Annotated in this window: 13 protein-coding genes; 6 read left to right on the top strand and 7 right to left on the bottom strand. The window is 70.9% G+C overall.

Going from position 1 to position 13684, the window contains the following annotated elements; genetic code table 11:
* Positions 1-18 precede the first annotated feature (18 nt).
* The 4 genes from ACI2LP_RS05810 to ACI2LP_RS05795 form a co-directional block, all read right to left on the bottom strand.
* Complete coding sequence (locus tag ACI2LP_RS05810) at positions 19-1176, bottom strand: alkaline phosphatase PhoX (protein ID WP_404723303.1); 1158 nt, start codon at positions 1174-1176, stop codon at positions 19-21.
* A 273-nt stretch (positions 1177-1449) separates the two neighbouring features.
* The gene (locus ACI2LP_RS05805) at positions 1450-1644 is read right to left on the bottom strand and encodes a ferredoxin (RefSeq protein WP_404723740.1); all 195 of its coding nucleotides are present in this window, start codon (positions 1642-1644) and stop codon (positions 1450-1452) included.
* A gap of 44 nt (positions 1645-1688) precedes the next feature.
* Positions 1689-2921 (bottom strand): cytochrome P450, encoded by a 1233-nt coding sequence (locus tag ACI2LP_RS05800; RefSeq protein WP_404723302.1) that lies wholly within the window; start codon positions 2919-2921, stop codon positions 1689-1691.
* Between the two features lie 146 nt (positions 2922-3067).
* Positions 3068-3862 carry a helix-turn-helix domain-containing protein gene (locus ACI2LP_RS05795; protein WP_404723739.1) on the bottom strand — a complete coding sequence of 265 codons (795 nt, stop codon included), beginning with the start codon at positions 3860-3862 and terminating at the stop codon, positions 3068-3070.
* Positions 3863-4009: 147 nt separating this feature from the next.
* Between ACI2LP_RS05795 and ACI2LP_RS05790 the strand changes: the two genes are divergently transcribed.
* Positions 4010-4984, top strand: coding sequence for a DMT family transporter (locus ACI2LP_RS05790; RefSeq protein ID WP_404723301.1), 975 nt, complete (start codon positions 4010-4012; stop codon positions 4982-4984).
* Here ACI2LP_RS05790 and nirD read toward each other — a convergent pair.
* From nirD to ACI2LP_RS05775, 3 genes are read right to left on the bottom strand one after another with little or no spacing between them, the layout of a single operon-like run.
* Entirely contained in the window at positions 4978-5328 is a 351-nt protein-coding gene (nirD, locus tag ACI2LP_RS05785) for a nitrite reductase small subunit NirD (protein WP_404723300.1), read from the bottom strand. The two genes, ACI2LP_RS05790 and nirD, sit on opposite strands and share 7 nt — an antisense overlap.
* Positions 5325-7904 (bottom strand): nitrite reductase large subunit NirB, encoded by a 2580-nt coding sequence (gene nirB / locus ACI2LP_RS05780; RefSeq protein ID WP_404723299.1) that lies wholly within the window; start codon positions 7902-7904, stop codon positions 5325-5327. The genes nirD and nirB overlap by 4 nt, the downstream gene beginning before the upstream one ends.
* Position 7905: 1 nt before the next feature.
* A complete protein-coding gene (locus tag ACI2LP_RS05775; RefSeq protein ID WP_404723298.1) occupies positions 7906-9081 on the bottom strand; it encodes an NAD(P)/FAD-dependent oxidoreductase in 1176 nt (391 codons plus the stop codon).
* A gap of 177 nt (positions 9082-9258) precedes the next feature.
* On the opposite strand from ACI2LP_RS05775, the gene ACI2LP_RS05770 reads away from it, so the two are divergent.
* The 5 genes from ACI2LP_RS05770 (at position 9259) to ACI2LP_RS05750 (ending at position 13663) form a co-directional block, all read left to right on the top strand.
* The gene (locus ACI2LP_RS05770; protein ID WP_404723297.1) at positions 9259-9852 is read left to right on the top strand and encodes a hypothetical protein; all 594 of its coding nucleotides are present in this window, start codon (positions 9259-9261) and stop codon (positions 9850-9852) included.
* 24 nt (positions 9853-9876) lie between these two features.
* Entirely contained in the window at positions 9877-11133 is a 1257-nt protein-coding gene (locus tag ACI2LP_RS05765) for a sensor histidine kinase (protein WP_404723296.1), read from the top strand.
* Between the two features lie 21 nt (positions 11134-11154).
* On the top strand, positions 11155-11805 hold the full coding sequence (locus ACI2LP_RS05760) for a LuxR C-terminal-related transcriptional regulator (protein WP_404723295.1): 651 nt from the start codon (positions 11155-11157) through the stop codon (positions 11803-11805).
* A 183-nt stretch (positions 11806-11988) separates the two neighbouring features.
* Positions 11989-12840 (top strand): putative protein N(5)-glutamine methyltransferase, encoded by an 852-nt coding sequence (locus tag ACI2LP_RS05755; protein WP_404723294.1) that lies wholly within the window; start codon positions 11989-11991, stop codon positions 12838-12840.
* Positions 12841-12877: 37 nt separating this feature from the next.
* Positions 12878-13663, top strand: a complete 786-nt coding sequence (locus ACI2LP_RS05750; RefSeq protein ID WP_404723293.1) for a sulfite exporter TauE/SafE family protein — start codon at positions 12878-12880, stop codon at positions 13661-13663.
* Positions 13664-13684: the final 21 nt, after the last annotated feature.

Raw genomic sequence — 13684 nt, 5'->3', positions numbered from 1 at the left:
GGTCAGGCCGGACAGTTGCTAGGAGCGGAAGGGGCCCGTCACCTCGTAGGTGATGCCGCCGGAGGAGGAACCGCTCGTGCCGCGCTGGCTGGAGAAGTACAGCCGCGTGCCGTCGGGGGAGAAGGCCGGTCCGGTGATCTCGGACGAGGACTGGCCGGTGATCCGCAGGAACACCGCGACGATGTCGTCCGGCGTGATGATGCAGATCTCCATGTTGCCGCCGTCCTCTGCGACGAAGAGATCGCCGGAGGAGGAGCCGGTGATGTTGTCGACGCCGGTCAGCGGGGCGGGACCGGGGTTGACCAGGTTGTCGTCGTAGGCCAGCTCGTAGGTACTGTTCAGCAGGTTGACCTGCCAGACACGGTTGTCGCCCTTGGTGGTGAACCAGACGGTGTCACCGGCGTAGTGGCAGCCCTCGCCGCCGTTGAAGTGCTTGGCGCCGGAGACCTGGGTGCGGGTCGTGGTCGGCGAGCCGTCCGGGTCGGGCACGTTCTGCCAGGTGAAGGAGCCGGAGGTGCCGGAGCCGGCGACGAGCACCTGGAGGGTGCCGGAGGAGAGATTGCCCCAGGTGGTCGGGATGAACCGGTAGAAGCAGCCGTTGGTCTCGTCCTCGGTCAGGTAGATCACCTGGCGCACCGGGTCGGCGGCGGCGGCCTCGTGCTTGAACCTGCCCATGGCGTCTCTGCGCGTGCTGGTGCCACCCCACGGGTTGGTCTCGTAGACGTAGCCGAGGGAGACCTCCTCGCAGGACAGCCAGGTGTTCCACGGGGTGGCGCCGCCGGCACAGTTCTGCCGGGTGTTGGAGAGGATCCGGTAGGCACTGGTGACGGTGCCGGAGGAGTTGAACTTCACGGCGCTGGCGCCGCCGCCGGGGTTGATCTCCGAGTTGGAGACATAGATCCAGCCGCTGCCGTCGGCGAAGCAGGCGCCGCCGTCAGGGGCGTTGTGCCAGGTGTAGGAAGTGCCGGAGACGGTCTGCCCGGAGCGGGCGATCACCCGGCTGGTGAACCCGCTCGGCAGCTGGATGCCGTTGGCGTCGGCGGCGCCCAGCGACCCGTACGGGCTGGGGCCGTTCTGGGCGGGGGCCGCATATGCGGCACCGCGCATCAAGGTGCCGCCGAAGGCGGCGACAGAAGTGCCGATGACCGCTCCGCGCAGGAAGCTGCGACGTTCCACTGTCACTCCAGGTGAGGTGGTGACCGCCCCGGGCGCCAAGTCGGCGCCCGAGGTCGCGCGTACCGGAACCTAGGAGTCCTGAATTGACAGCACGTCAACGAGTGGTGACGTACAGCGGTCGACCAACGCGCCGACTCGGGGGTAGGGAAGGTTGCGCCCGGGCGTGCGCCGGGCGCGCGGCCGTTCACTACCTGGGCGTCGTGTCGCGACGCTGTTCCTCGACCGCCTGACGGGCGGACCCGGCCACCCTCGCGCCCGCCCCATGCGCGCGTCTCAGCGGTGCGGGACGCTGATGGCTCCCACCGGGCAGGCCCGGGCCGCCTCCTGTACGAGCGGGCTGCCCGCGCCGTCCTCGCGGCCCGGCAGCAGCTCGCTGAATCCGTCGTCGTCCTGGGTGAACACCTCCGGCGCGGTCAGCGCGCACTGACCCGCCCCGATGCACCTGTCCTTGTCGATCGCGATGCCGATGCCGATGCCGATGCCGATGTCCGTACGGTCGGTGCCCATGACGGCTACCAGGCCACGGGGAGTTCGAGCATCCCCTGGATCGTGTCGCCGGGTTTGAAGGGGATCGAATCGGCGGGCTCCGCAAGCCGCAGTCCCGGCAGCCGGCCGAAGAGCGTCCGCAGCGCGATCTCCATCTCCGCACGGGCCAGGTTCTGCCCCAGACACTGGTGGATACCGAAGCCGAACGCGACATGGTGGCGGGCCGAGCGGTGCCAGTCCAGTGCGTCCGGCTCCGCGTACGCGGCGGTGTCGCGATTGATCAAAGACGTCGAGAAGACGACGCCCTCGTCGGCCCGGATGGTCGTGCCGGCCACCTCGATGTCCTCCGTGGCCACCCGCAGCATCCCGTCCGCGATCGACAGGAACCGCAGCAACTCCTCGACGGCGGTGGGCATCAGAGAGTCCTCGGCGCGCAGCTCCGCCAGCTGCTCCGGGTGCTGGAGCAGGGTGAACGTACCCAGCGAGATCATGTTCGCCGTCGTCTCGTGACCCGCGACGAGCAGAATCGCGGCCAGGCTGATCAACTCGCGCCGGTTCACGGCTCCTTCGCGCAGCTGCTGCTGGATGAGCTCGTCGAGGAGCCCGTCGCCCGGGTCCTTGCGCTTGCGGTCGATCAGCCTGCCGAGGTAGTCGTTCAACTGGTCGCGCGCGTCCCCCGTGTCGGCGGCGCCCGGCCCGCGCAGCAGCCTGCGCGACTGCTCCTCGAAGAAGTCGTGGTCGGCATAGGGCACGCCGAGCAGTGCGCAGATCACCATCGACGGCACCGGCAGCGCGAAGGCGCTCACCAGCTCGGCGGGCGACCCCTGCTCGGTCATGGCGTCGAGCAGCCGGTCCACGGTCTGCTGGATCTGCGGCCGCAGCGCGGTGATGCGCTTGACGGTGAAGCTGGGGATGAGCCTCCGCCGCTGGGTGTTGTGCTCGGGGTCGTCGACGCCGAGCAGTGCCGTACGGCGATTGCTCAGCCGCGCGAAGCGCTCCGTGGGCATCGGGAACGCCTGGTTCTCGCGGTTGGTGGAGAGCCGCGGGTCGACCAGCAGCTCGCGCGCGACGGCGTGTCCGGTGACGATCCACACGGAGCGTCCGTCGTAGAGCGAGACACGGGAGAGGGGCCGCGCTTCGCGCAGCGGCGCATAGGGGGTGGGCGGGTGGTAAGGGCAGCTGCGGTTCTGCGGAAAGGTGATCCGGTCCACGTCTGCGGGCTCTGAGGCGATACGTTCTGTGGCAGTGGGTTCTGTCATGGTGACCTCATAAGCGAAGAGTTCCCCCGTGCCGATCACCATTAGATGCCTCGGGCATCTAGTCGTCCATGCGCAGTTCGGCCAAATAGCGCAGCGGCGAAGCCCGCTTCGATGGCTCCTTCTCGCCCCCCCCCGGGGGGCAGGTCCTATCCGGAACGACCGGTCACGATGGGTGTGGCGTTCCGGTACGCGCCCGGAGTCACCCCGAAGCAGCGCACGAACCAGCGGTGGAAGTGGCTCTGGTCCGCGAATCCGGCCGCGGCTGCCGCCTCCGCCGCCGAACTGCCGTCCGCCAGCAGCGCCCGCGCCCGGCGCAGCCGCAGCAGCCGCTGACAGTCGCTGGGCGACATGCCGTACTCGGCGTGGAAGGCGCGGTACAGCGCGAACCGGCTGCAGCCCGCGGCCTCGGCAAGCCGCTCGGCGGGGATCTGCTCCGCGTACGCCTCCTCGAGGAGAGCCCGCGCCCGGCGCGCCACGGTCCGGGTCCGGCCGCCCCGCTCCAGCTCGCGCACCCGCAGCGGCCGCGTGGTGCCGCGCCCGACCATCGCGGTGACGGTCGCGGTCAGCCGCTCGTCCCGCACCAGCGGACCGGCGTCGCCGACGAGCGCGGTGTGCAGACGCAGCAGGGCGGTCCTGAGCACCGGATCGCTCAGCGCGGGCTGCGCGAACAGCGGCATCACGGCCCGCCCGTCGGTCACATCGGTAAGCAGCTCGCGCACGACGTCGGGCCCGATGTGCACGATCCGGTACTGGTATCCGAGGTCGGCCGCGGCCCGCCCGTCGTGCGGATCGTCCGGGTTGAACGCCATGACCATTCCGGCACCGCTGGTGTGCGCCGCACCGCGGCAGCTGAAGCGCTGGGCACCGGCCTCGGTGATCCCGAAGGAGTACGCGTCGTGGCTGTGCAGGTGGTACACGTGCTGGAAGAAATGCGCGTGCATGGCCTCCAGCGGGCGGTCCGGGTCGCGCCAGTAGCGTGCCCAGCCGTCGCGGCCGTCTGCCGTGGTCCGTGCGGTGTCCACCTCTCCATTGTCACCGCCGCACGAGCGTTCAAGACGGGCCGGGTGCCGGGGGCCAACCATCGGCGCATGAGCACAGTCAAGAGCCAGAACAACCCCTACCTCCTGCTGACGGCCACCATGGTGCTGTGGGGCAGCGCCTTCAGCAGCTCGAAGGTCGTCGTCGAGCAGGTGCCGCACGGTGTCGCCGCGCTGCTCCGCTTCGGCGGCGGCGCGCTGGCGCTCCTGCTCGCCCTGCGCCTCTTCGGCAGGCGGGACACGGCGGTCTCGGCACGCGACCGTGGCCGGGCCGCACTCGCGGGGGTCCTCGGCGTCTTCGCATACAACGTCTGCTTCTTCTGGGGTCTTGCCCTCGCGCCCGCCATGGACGGCGGCGTGATCATCCCGGTCATGAGCCCCGTACTCACCACCGCTTTCCTGCTGGTCAGCCGCAAGGAACGGGCCTCGCCCGCGCGGATCGCGGGACTGTGCCTGGGTGTGGCCGGAGCGGTGGTCTTCTTCATCGGCGTCTCCACCGGCGGCGGGGGCACGGGGCGGCTCGCCGGGGATCTGCTCTTCCTCCTCGGCGCCTGCTGCTGGGCCGCGTACACCCTGGCCGGACCACGGGTCCTGGCCGGCATCGAGCCGCTGCGCGCGACGACGTACGCGACGCTCGCCGGCGCGGTGCTCCTCGGCATCTACTCCGCGCCCGAGATGGGCCGGGTGGCCTGGAGCGATCTCACGCCCGGGCTCTGGCTGAACGTCGTCTTCCTCGCCGTCGGCCCGGCCGCAGTCGCCAATCTCCTCTACTACCGGGGAGTCGCGGCGGTCGGACCCGCGTCGGCGTCCGTGATGATGTTCATGGTGCCGGTGTTCGGGACCTTCTGCGCCACGGTCTTCCTGGGCGAGTCCTTCGGCCCGGTCCAGACGGTGGGCGCGCTCATACTCCTCGGCGGCGCGGTGCTCGCCGTGACGCAGGGGAGGAGACGGCCGTCAGGCCGCTCACGCGTCGCGGGGAGTCAGGGCAGTGACCTACGACGCGTGAGCGGTGTCAGCGGTCAGTGAAGCCGTACCTCGTACGCCGTCACCGACACCGTCTCGTCGTCCAGGCAGCGCCCGCTCGCCAGGTCGAAGCGCTGCTTGAGCAGCGGCGACGCGACGAACGGGCCGCCGGACGACGAGCCGAGCAGGCCGCGGGAGAGAACCTGGGCGCCGGAGAAGGGGTCGCGGTTGTCGATGGCGTACGCAATGCCCTCGCGGTCCAGGAAGACCGCGGCCTGACGGCCGTCGGGCAGCAGTGCCGCGACACCGCGTCCGGGGGTGAGCAGGGACAGCGCACACAGCGCGATCCACTCCTGGCCCAGGCGGAGCTGGACCTGAGTATCCGTCTTTTCGGGGGCGATCGTCATCGGGCGGCAGTACCTTCCAGGGCTTCCAGCGGACGGATGGACAGCAGCGGCAGATCGGGCTTGACCTGATCGCGCTCGGGCACGAACTTCACCGTCGGGTCCGGGACGTCGGGCGCGTTGACGAACGAGACGAAGCGGCTCAGCCGCTCCGGGTCGTTGATCGTCTCGGACCACTCGTCGCGGTAGCCCGCGACATGGTCCGCCATCAGCGACTCCAGCTCGGAGCAGATGCCGAGCGAGTCGTGGACGACCACGTCCCGGATGTGATCGAGGCCGCCCTCGATCCGCTCCAGCCACGTCGAGGTGCGCTCGAGACGGTCGGCGGTGCGGATGTAGAACATCAGGAACCGGTCGATGAGCCGGATCAGCTCCGCGTCGGAGAGATCCTGGGCGAGCAGATCCGCGTGGCGCGGCGTCGCGCCGCCATTGCCGCCGACGTAGAGGTTCCAGCCGTTCGCCGTGGCGATGACGCCGAAGTCCTTGGACTGTGCCTCCGCGCACTCGCGCTGGCAGCCCGAGACCGCGGATTTCAGCTTGTGCGGGGAGCGCAGCCCCCGGTAGCGCAGCTCCAGATCGATCGCCATCCGGACCGAGTCCTGCACGCCGTAGCGGCACCAGGTCTGGCCCACACAGGACTTCACGGTGCGCAGCGCCTTGCCGTACGCATGCCCGGACTCGAAGCCCGCGTCCACCAACCGCGCCCAGATCAGCGGCAGTTGATCGACGCGTGCGCCGAACATGTCGATGCGCTGGCCGCCCGTGATCTTTGTGTAGAGACCGAAGTCACGCGCCACCTCGCCGATCACGATCAGCTTCTCCGGCGTGATCTCGCCGCCCGGAATACGCGGCACGATCGAGTACGAGCCGTTCTTCTGCATATTGGCGAGGAAGTGGTCGTTGGTGTCCTGGAGCGCGGCCTGCTCGCCCTCCAGGACATAGCCCGAGGCGCCGATCGTGGGCGCGAGGGAGGCGATGATCGAGCCGACGGCCGGCTTGCAGATCTCACAGCCGTTGCCGCCGCGGGCGCCGTCCCGTCCGTGCCGGTCGAGGAGATCCTGGTACGAGGTGATGCGCATCGCCCGCACGATCTCGTACAGCTCCTGGCGGCTCTGGCCGAAGCAGCCGCACAGGCCCTTGTCGACCTCGACGCCCGAGGCCTCCAGCTCGGCGTTGACCAGCTGACCGAGCACCTTGACGCAACTGCCGCAGCCCGTACCGGCCTTGGTGCACTTCTTGACCTCGGGCACGGTGGTGCAGGAGTGCTCGGTGACCGCGCCGCGGATCGTGCCCTTGGTGACGTTGTGGCAGGAGCAGATCACCGCGTCGTCGGGCAGCGAGGACGGGCCGAGCGCGGCCGGTGCGCCGATCCCGGCGGGCAGCACGAGCTGCTCGGGCGAGAGGGGCGGGACGGAACCGGTGAGCGGGCGCAGCATGCCGTAGGAGTCGGCGTCGCCGACCAGTACGCCGCCGAGCAGCTCGCCCTCGCGGCCGATGACCAGCTTCTTGTAGATCCCGGAGCGGGAGTCGGAGTACACGACGTCCAGGCAGCCCTCCGCGGTGCCGTGCGCGTCGCCGAAGGAGGCCACGTCCACGCCGAGGAGCTTGAGCTTGGTGGACAAGTCCGCGCCGGTGAAGGCCTTGACCTCACCCTCCAGCGCGGCGGCCGCGGTCTCGGCCATCTCGTAGCCGGGCGCGACCAGGCCGTACACCCGGCCGTCCGACGCCAGCGCGCACTCGCCGATCGCGAAGACGGCGGGGTCGGACGTACGGCACTGCTCGTCGACGACGATGCCGCCGCGTTCGCCGATCTCCAGGCCGCAATCGCGCGCGAGCTGGTCCCTGGGCCGCACACCCGCCGAGAAGATGACCAGGTCGGTGTCGATGGACGAGCCGTCCGACAGCGCCATCGCGGTCACGGCGCCGTCCTCGCCCGCCGTGATCTCCTTCCCGCCGACGCCCGTGTGCACGATCAGGCCCATGTTCTCGACGGTGCGGCGCAGCGCGGCGCCGCCGCCCTCGTCCACCTGCAGCGACATCAGCCGCGGATTGAACTCGACGATGTGCGTGGCGAGTCCCAGCCCCTTGAGGGCCCCGGCCGCCTCGAGGCCCAGCAGCCCGCCGCCGACCACGGTGCCGGTCGTGCAGTTCTTGGCGTACTCCTCGATCGCGAGGAGGTCCTCGATGGTGCGGTAGACGAAGCAGCCGTCGCTGTCCTTGCCGGGCACGGGCGGCACGAAGGGGTACGAGCCGGTGGCCAGCACAAGCGTGTCGTACGTGAAGGTCCGTCCGGCGCGTGAGGTGACGGTGCGTGCCTGCCTGTCGATGGTCTCGGCCGGGTCGTCGAGGTGCAGCTCGATGCCGTGGCGCTCGATGAAGTCGTCCTCGACGAGGGAGAGTTCGTCGGGGGTGCGGCCGCTGAAGTAGGAGGTCAGCTGGACCCGGTCGTAGGCGGGGCGGGGCTCCTCGCACAGCACGACGATCCGCGCCCGCCCGGCAACCCCGCGCTCCGCGAGGGCCTCCAGGAAGCGCTGGCCGACCATCCCGTGGCCGACGACCACGATCGTGGGGGTGGACATCTCAGGAGCCTCCAAGCAGGTGCAACAGCGGGGTGGAGGGGAGCGGCTCGTCGCCCTCCCAGGTACGGGCCAGTTCGCCGACGGTGCCGAGGTCGCCGAGGAGAATCCCCCCGACGAGCCGGTCCCCGCGGACGACGACCTTGCGGTATGCGCCCCGGGTGGCGTCGGCGAGCCGGACGACGTCGTCCCCCGGGAGCGGGGTCGTCTCGCCGAACGCGGCGAGGTCGAAGGGGCCCTGCCCGGCCAGGGTCAGCCGGGTCAGGGCGCGGGTGCCGGTGTAGGCGGCGGTGCCGCCGGTGAGTACCTTCGCCAGGACGTCGGCCTGGTCGAGGGCCGGACCGGCAAGTCCGTAGCTCTGACCGTTGTGCTCGGCGCAGTCGCCGATGGCGTGGATGTACGGGTCCGAGGTGCGCAGTTCGTCGTCGACGACGATGCCCTTGCGGACGTCGAGACCGGCGTCCTGCGCAAGACCGACCCGGGGGCGGACGCCGCAGGCGATGACGACGAGTTCGGCGTCGAGGACATAGCCGTCGGCGAGTTCGACGCTCGTGCCGCGCAGTCCGCGCAGTCCGCGGACCCGGCACTCGGTGTGCACCTCGACGCCCAGCTCTTCGAGGTGGCTGCGGAGCAACTGCGAGGCGGCGACATCCAGTTGGCGCTCCATCAGATGCTCGCCCTGCTGGGCGAGCACCACCTTGGCGCCGCGTTGCGCGAGCGCTCGTGCCGCGGAGACGCCGAGCAGCCCGCCGCCGACGACGACCGCGCCGATGCCGGGCCGTACGGCCGCGGACAGGGCCGTGCAGTCGTCCATGGTGCGGAAGGCGTGCACCCCCTCGGGCAGCCCGCCGTCGAGCCCCCGCAACGCTGGCAGCACCGGGTTCGAGCCGGTCGCGAGCACCAGCCGGTCGTACGCCAGCGAGGTACCGTCCTCGCAGTGCACGAGCCGCCGGTCCCGGTCGATGGCGGTCGCCCGCACACCGCGCCGCACGGGCACCTCGGGCAAGGCGATCACCTCGGGCCCGTACCGTCCGGCGAGAACCTCCGCGAGCAGCACCCTGTTGTAGGGGGCGTGGGGCTCCTCACCGATGACGGTGACGGACATGCCGCTGGTGACGAGCTGCCGCGCAAGTCGCGCGCCCGCCGTCCCGCCGCCGATCACCACAGTCTCCGAAGCCATGTCTGAAGCCTGCGGCGTCGGTGTTACCCGGCAGGTCCTTTGCTGTTACCCGACGGGAACGCTGAGCTCAGCGCGCCGAAGGAGAAGGTGTGAGGGGCAGCGGTTCGGTCTACCCCACCCGACAGCTCCGTACTGGCACGATCGAGCGCCGGGCGGCCCCGCGGAAGCCTGGGGTGCATGGACACCACACAACGGAACCCGCTCGTCGCGAACCGTACCCGCGTGATCCTCCGTGCCCCCTTCACCGCGGACACCTGGAAGCGGGTCGGATACATTGCGCTCGCTCTCCCGGTCGGCATTGTGTGCGTCCCGATCGCTCTCGTGGGCGGCCCGGCCGGGCGCATACAGCGCGGGCTCGCCGAGCGCCTGCTCGGGGTGGACGCACACGGGCCGGAACGTACCGGACCGCTCGCCCTGGCGCACGCGTTGATCAGCCTGCCGATCAACCTTGTCGCGCTGACCGTCACCTTCTACTTCTGGACCGTGGTGGCGGTCAACCTCGGCTTCCCGCTGCGTCCCGACAACGACCCCACCCAGTCCTGGGGAGGCCCCACCCCGGCCGGCGCCTGGGCCGTGCACGCCATCGGCGGCGGCGTGCCCTTCCTGTTCCTCACCCCGTGGGTCGTCAAGGGATTCACGAAGCTGCAGGCGCGGCTGGTCACGGGCTTCCTCGGCTGGGACCGCGGGGGGCTGGCGAGGACCGCCGGGATCGCGGCGGCCGTCGCCGCGGTGTGCGCCGTCCTTTCCGTACCCGTGATCCACCAGCTCTAGGTTGGCGCCATGCAGCCTCGCCCCATGCAGCCTCGCGCCCTGCTCCTCCTGCGCACCGCCGGATTCGCCGTCCTCGCCCTGCCGCTCGCCCTGGTGAACATGCCCCTGGTGCTCGCCGGGCTGCTGGCGGGCGGGGTGCTCTCGGTGACGGCGGCCGGTCCGTGGCTCATCGCCCTGACCGTGCGCGGGGCGCTGGCCGTCGGCGGGCTCCAGCGGGCTCTCGCCCGCGCCCTGCTCGGCCTCGGCATCGAGCCGCCGGTGCGGCGTGAGGAGCCCGGGGCCTTCGGCTGGCGGCGGGCGGTGCTGGGGGACCGGGCCGGCTGGCGGGCAGTGGGCTGCGCGCTGGGTGCCCCGCTGACCGCACTCCTGCCCTTCGGTGCGGTGGTCGTCGCCTATGTGTACGGGATGCTGTTCGTCCTGCACCCCCTCCTCAAGCGCTGGAACTACACGACGGTGCGCGAGCCGGACGGCTCCGTACGGCATGTGACGCTCGAGTTCTGGGACGTCCAGATGGACTCCTGGCCGCGCTGGCTCGTCGTCATGGCGGCCGGAGTGCTGCTGCTGTACATAGCCCCCTGGCTGCTGCGCCACGCCCTCGTACCGCACCGGCTGCTGCTGTCCACGCTGCTCGGCCAGGACCCGGCGGAGCGCCGGATCCGCACGCTGGAGGAGACCCGGGCGCTGGCCGTCGAGGACGCGGCGGCGACCCTGCGCCGCATCGAGCGGGATCTGCACGACGGCACACAGGTCCGGCTCGTCGGACTCGGTATGCACCTCACGATGATCGGCGAACTGATCGCGGCGGACGCGGACCGGGAGCGGGCGCTTGCCGTGGTCGAGACGGCCCGTACCAACGCCACCCAGGCGGTGGCCGATCTGCGCCATCTGGTGCGCGGTATCCATCCGCCCGTACTCGACCAGGGCCTGGACACGGCGCTGGAGACGCTCACGGCGGACGTGCCGCTGCCGGTGTCGCTGACGGCGGACATGCGCGAACGCCCCTCTCCCGCCCTGGAGTCCATCGTCTACTTCTGTGCTGCCGAGTTCCTTGCGAACGTCGTCAAGCACGCGCACGCCACGCGAGCCGCCGTCGACGTGTCGTGCGGGAACGGCGAACTGCGCCTGTCCGTACGGGACAACGGCCGCGGCGGGGCGGCGATCGGCGCGGGCAGTGGACTGACAGGGCTGCTCGGCCGGATCCGAACCGTCGACGGGGTACTGACCTGCGACAGCCCGGTGGGAGGCCCTACCGTGGTGACCGTCCTGCTCCCCTACCACTGAAACCGACTGAGGACTCATCCCATGCGCGTGGTCATCGCCGAGGACTCCGCGCTGCTGCGCGACGGCCTGGTCCAGCTCCTCGCCCTGCGCGGCGTGGAGGTGGCTGCGGCGGTCGGCGACGCGGCATCCCTGCTCGCAGCGGTCGCCGAACACAGGCCGGACGCGGCCGTGATCGACATCCGGCTGCCCCCGGGCCACACGGACGAGGGCCTGCGCGCGGCCGTCGAGATCCGCTCCTCCTGGCCCGGCGTCGGAGTGCTGATCTTCTCTCAGTACGTGGAGACGCGGTACGCGACCCAGCTGCTCGGCGACGGCGGCGCGGGAGTGGGCTATCTGCTGAAGGAACGGGTCGTGGACATCGGCGAGTTCGTGGCGGCACTGGAACGGGTCGCATCGGGCGGCACCGCGCTGGACCCCGAGGTGGTCGCCCGGCTCTTCGGCGCCACCCGCAGGGCCTCGGCGCTCGACGCGCTGACCCCGAGGGAGCGTGAGGTGCTCGGCCTGATGGCCGAGGGCCGTACGAACCAGTCGATCGCCGAGAGCTTCGTGGTTTCGGACCGGGCGGTGGAGAAGCACATCGCGAACATCTTCGCCAAGCTCGGCCTCGTGCCGGGGGAGCCGGGCCACCGCCGCGTCCTGGCGGTACTGCGGTACCTGGACGCGAGGTCCTGAGCCGAGGGCCCTTCTGTGTTCGCCGTCCGAACTGTCGGGTAATGTTGCTGTCTCCAGCAGCACACGTTCCAGGAGGTGAGACCCATTACCGCTGTAGCAGGCCGGGTGCTCTCATCTCACGGCTGCGCGGCTCGCTGAGCCGGCTGACCGGGAGAGCGCCCTTCGGTGTCCCGAAAGGCTCTCGTGTCAGTTTCTCCTTCTCCCTCATCCCTTTCTCAGTCCGCCATCGTCACCAGGCTGCGCGCCGCCGGCTGTGTTTTCGCCGAGGACGAGGCGCAGTTGCTCATCTCCACGGCACGGTCCCCGGACGACCTCGCGGCCATGGTGGACCGGCGCATCGCCGGGCTGCCCCTCGAACACGTCCTCGGCTGGGCCGAGTTCTGCGGTCTGCGGGTGGCCGTGGACCCCGGCGTCTTCGTACCCCGCCGCCGAACCGAGTTCCTTGTCGGACAGGCCGCCGCCCTCGCCGGGCCGGGAGCCGTCGTGGTCGATCTGTGCTGCGGCTCGGGCGCGTTGGGCGCGGCACTGGTGGCCGGGCTCGACGGCGGAGAGCTGCATGCCTCCGACATCGATCCCGCAGCGGTGTGCTGTGCCCGGCGCAATGTCGCCGCCGCCGGTGGGCGGGTGTACGAGGGCGATCTCTACGATCCGTTGCCCCCCGGCCTGCGCGGCCGTGTCGACGTCCTCCTGGCCAACGTCCCGTACGTGCCGACCGAGGAGATCGAACTGCTGCCCGCGGAGGCGCGCGTGCACGAGGCGCTGGTGGCGCTCGACGGCGGTGCGGACGGGCTCGACGTGCTGCGCCGGGTGACCGCCGAGGCCTCGCGGTGGCTGGCTCCGGGCGGCTGCCTGCTCTTCGAGACGAGCGAGCGCCAGGCGCCGCGGGCTGTCGAGACCGTCGCCCGCGGCGGACTGCTCCCGCACGTGGCCACGTCCGACGAGCTGTACGCCACCGTCGTCATCGGAACCAGGCCGCCCCTTGTGTCGGGGCCCGCCGCCCCGACCTCAGACGTCGCTCAACTCTTCCGGGATTGATGGACGCCACACCCATCACGTTCGTAGGGTCGCGAGCATGCCCGACATATCGCTGACCACGCTCGTCTTCCTCTGCCTCGCCGCCGCGGCGGCGGGCTGGATCGACGCGGTGGTGGGTGGCGGCGGGCTGCTGCTCCTGCCCGCCATGCTGCTCGGCCTGCCGCATGTGCAGGCCGCGCAGATCCTCGGCACGAACAAGGCCGTCGCCATCGTCGGCACCTCGGGCGCGGCGATCACCTATGTGCGCAAGGCGCCGGTGCAGGTGAAGACGGCGGTACGGATCGGGCTCGCCGCGCTCGTGGGCTCGATGGGCGGCGCGTTCTTCGCGGCCGGGATCAGCAGTGACGTACTGCGGCCCGTGATCATGGTGGTGCTGCTCGGCGTCGCGGCCTTTGTGATGCTGCGCCCGGCCTTCGGCACCGCGACGGACGCCGACCGGCGCAGTGTCGGCCGGGCCAGGACGGTGGTCGCGATCGTGCTCGTGGGCGGCGGGATCGGCTTCTACGACGGGCTGTTCGGGCCCGGCACCGGCACCTTCCTGGTGCTCGCGCTCACCGCCGTACTCCACCTCGACCTGGTGACCGCGTCCGCCACCGCCAAGATCGTCAATGTCTGCACCAACGGCGGGGCGCTGGCGATGTTCGCCTATCAGGGCACGGTGATGTGGCAACTGGCCGGTCTGATGGCGTTGTTCAACCTGGCGGGCGGGATGTTCGGCGCGCGGACGGCGCTCAGGAAGGGCAGCGAGTTCGTCCGCGGGGTGCTGCTCGTCGTCGTGTTCTCACTGGTCGCGAAGCTCGCCTTCGACCAGTGGACGGCGTAGTCACGCCGGCGCGGGCCGCTT

Origin of the sequence: Streptomyces sp. NPDC019890 (genome assembly GCF_044903445.1) — a bacterium.
In the GTDB taxonomy this organism is placed as follows: Bacteria; Actinomycetota; Actinomycetes; order Streptomycetales; family Streptomycetaceae; genus Streptomyces.
This window is presented reverse-complemented; position numbering and strand designations above follow the sequence as displayed.

What these genes read in the sequence shown, in the direction of transcription:
- nirB (WP_404723299.1), bottom strand. Translation starts at nt 7,904, where the DNA reads ATGTCCACCCCCACGATCGTGGTCGTCGGCCACGGGATGGTCGGCCAG.
- ACI2LP_RS05775 (WP_404723298.1), bottom strand. Translation starts at nt 9,081, where the DNA reads ATGGCTTCGGAGACTGTGGTGATCGGCGGCGGGACGGCGGGCGCGCGA.
- ACI2LP_RS05790 (WP_404723301.1), top strand. Translation starts at nt 4,010, where the DNA reads ATGAGCACAGTCAAGAGCCAGAACAACCCCTACCTCCTGCTGACGGCC.
- ACI2LP_RS05795 (WP_404723739.1), bottom strand. Translation starts at nt 3,862, where the DNA reads ATGCACGCGCATTTCTTCCAGCACGTGTACCACCTGCACAGCCACGAC.
- ACI2LP_RS05770 (WP_404723297.1), top strand. Translation starts at nt 9,259, where the DNA reads ATGGACACCACACAACGGAACCCGCTCGTCGCGAACCGTACCCGCGTG.
- ACI2LP_RS05760 (WP_404723295.1), top strand. Translation starts at nt 11,155, where the DNA reads ATGCGCGTGGTCATCGCCGAGGACTCCGCGCTGCTGCGCGACGGCCTG.
- ACI2LP_RS05800 (WP_404723302.1), bottom strand. Translation starts at nt 2,921, where the DNA reads ATGACAGAACCCACTGCCACAGAACGTATCGCCTCAGAGCCCGCAGAC.
- nirD (WP_404723300.1), bottom strand. Translation starts at nt 5,328, where the DNA reads ATGACGATCGCCCCCGAAAAGACGGATACTCAGGTCCAGCTCCGCCTG.
- ACI2LP_RS05765 (WP_404723296.1), top strand. Translation starts at nt 9,877, where the DNA reads ATGCAGCCTCGCGCCCTGCTCCTCCTGCGCACCGCCGGATTCGCCGTC.
- ACI2LP_RS05750 (WP_404723293.1), top strand. Translation starts at nt 12,878, where the DNA reads ATGCCCGACATATCGCTGACCACGCTCGTCTTCCTCTGCCTCGCCGCC.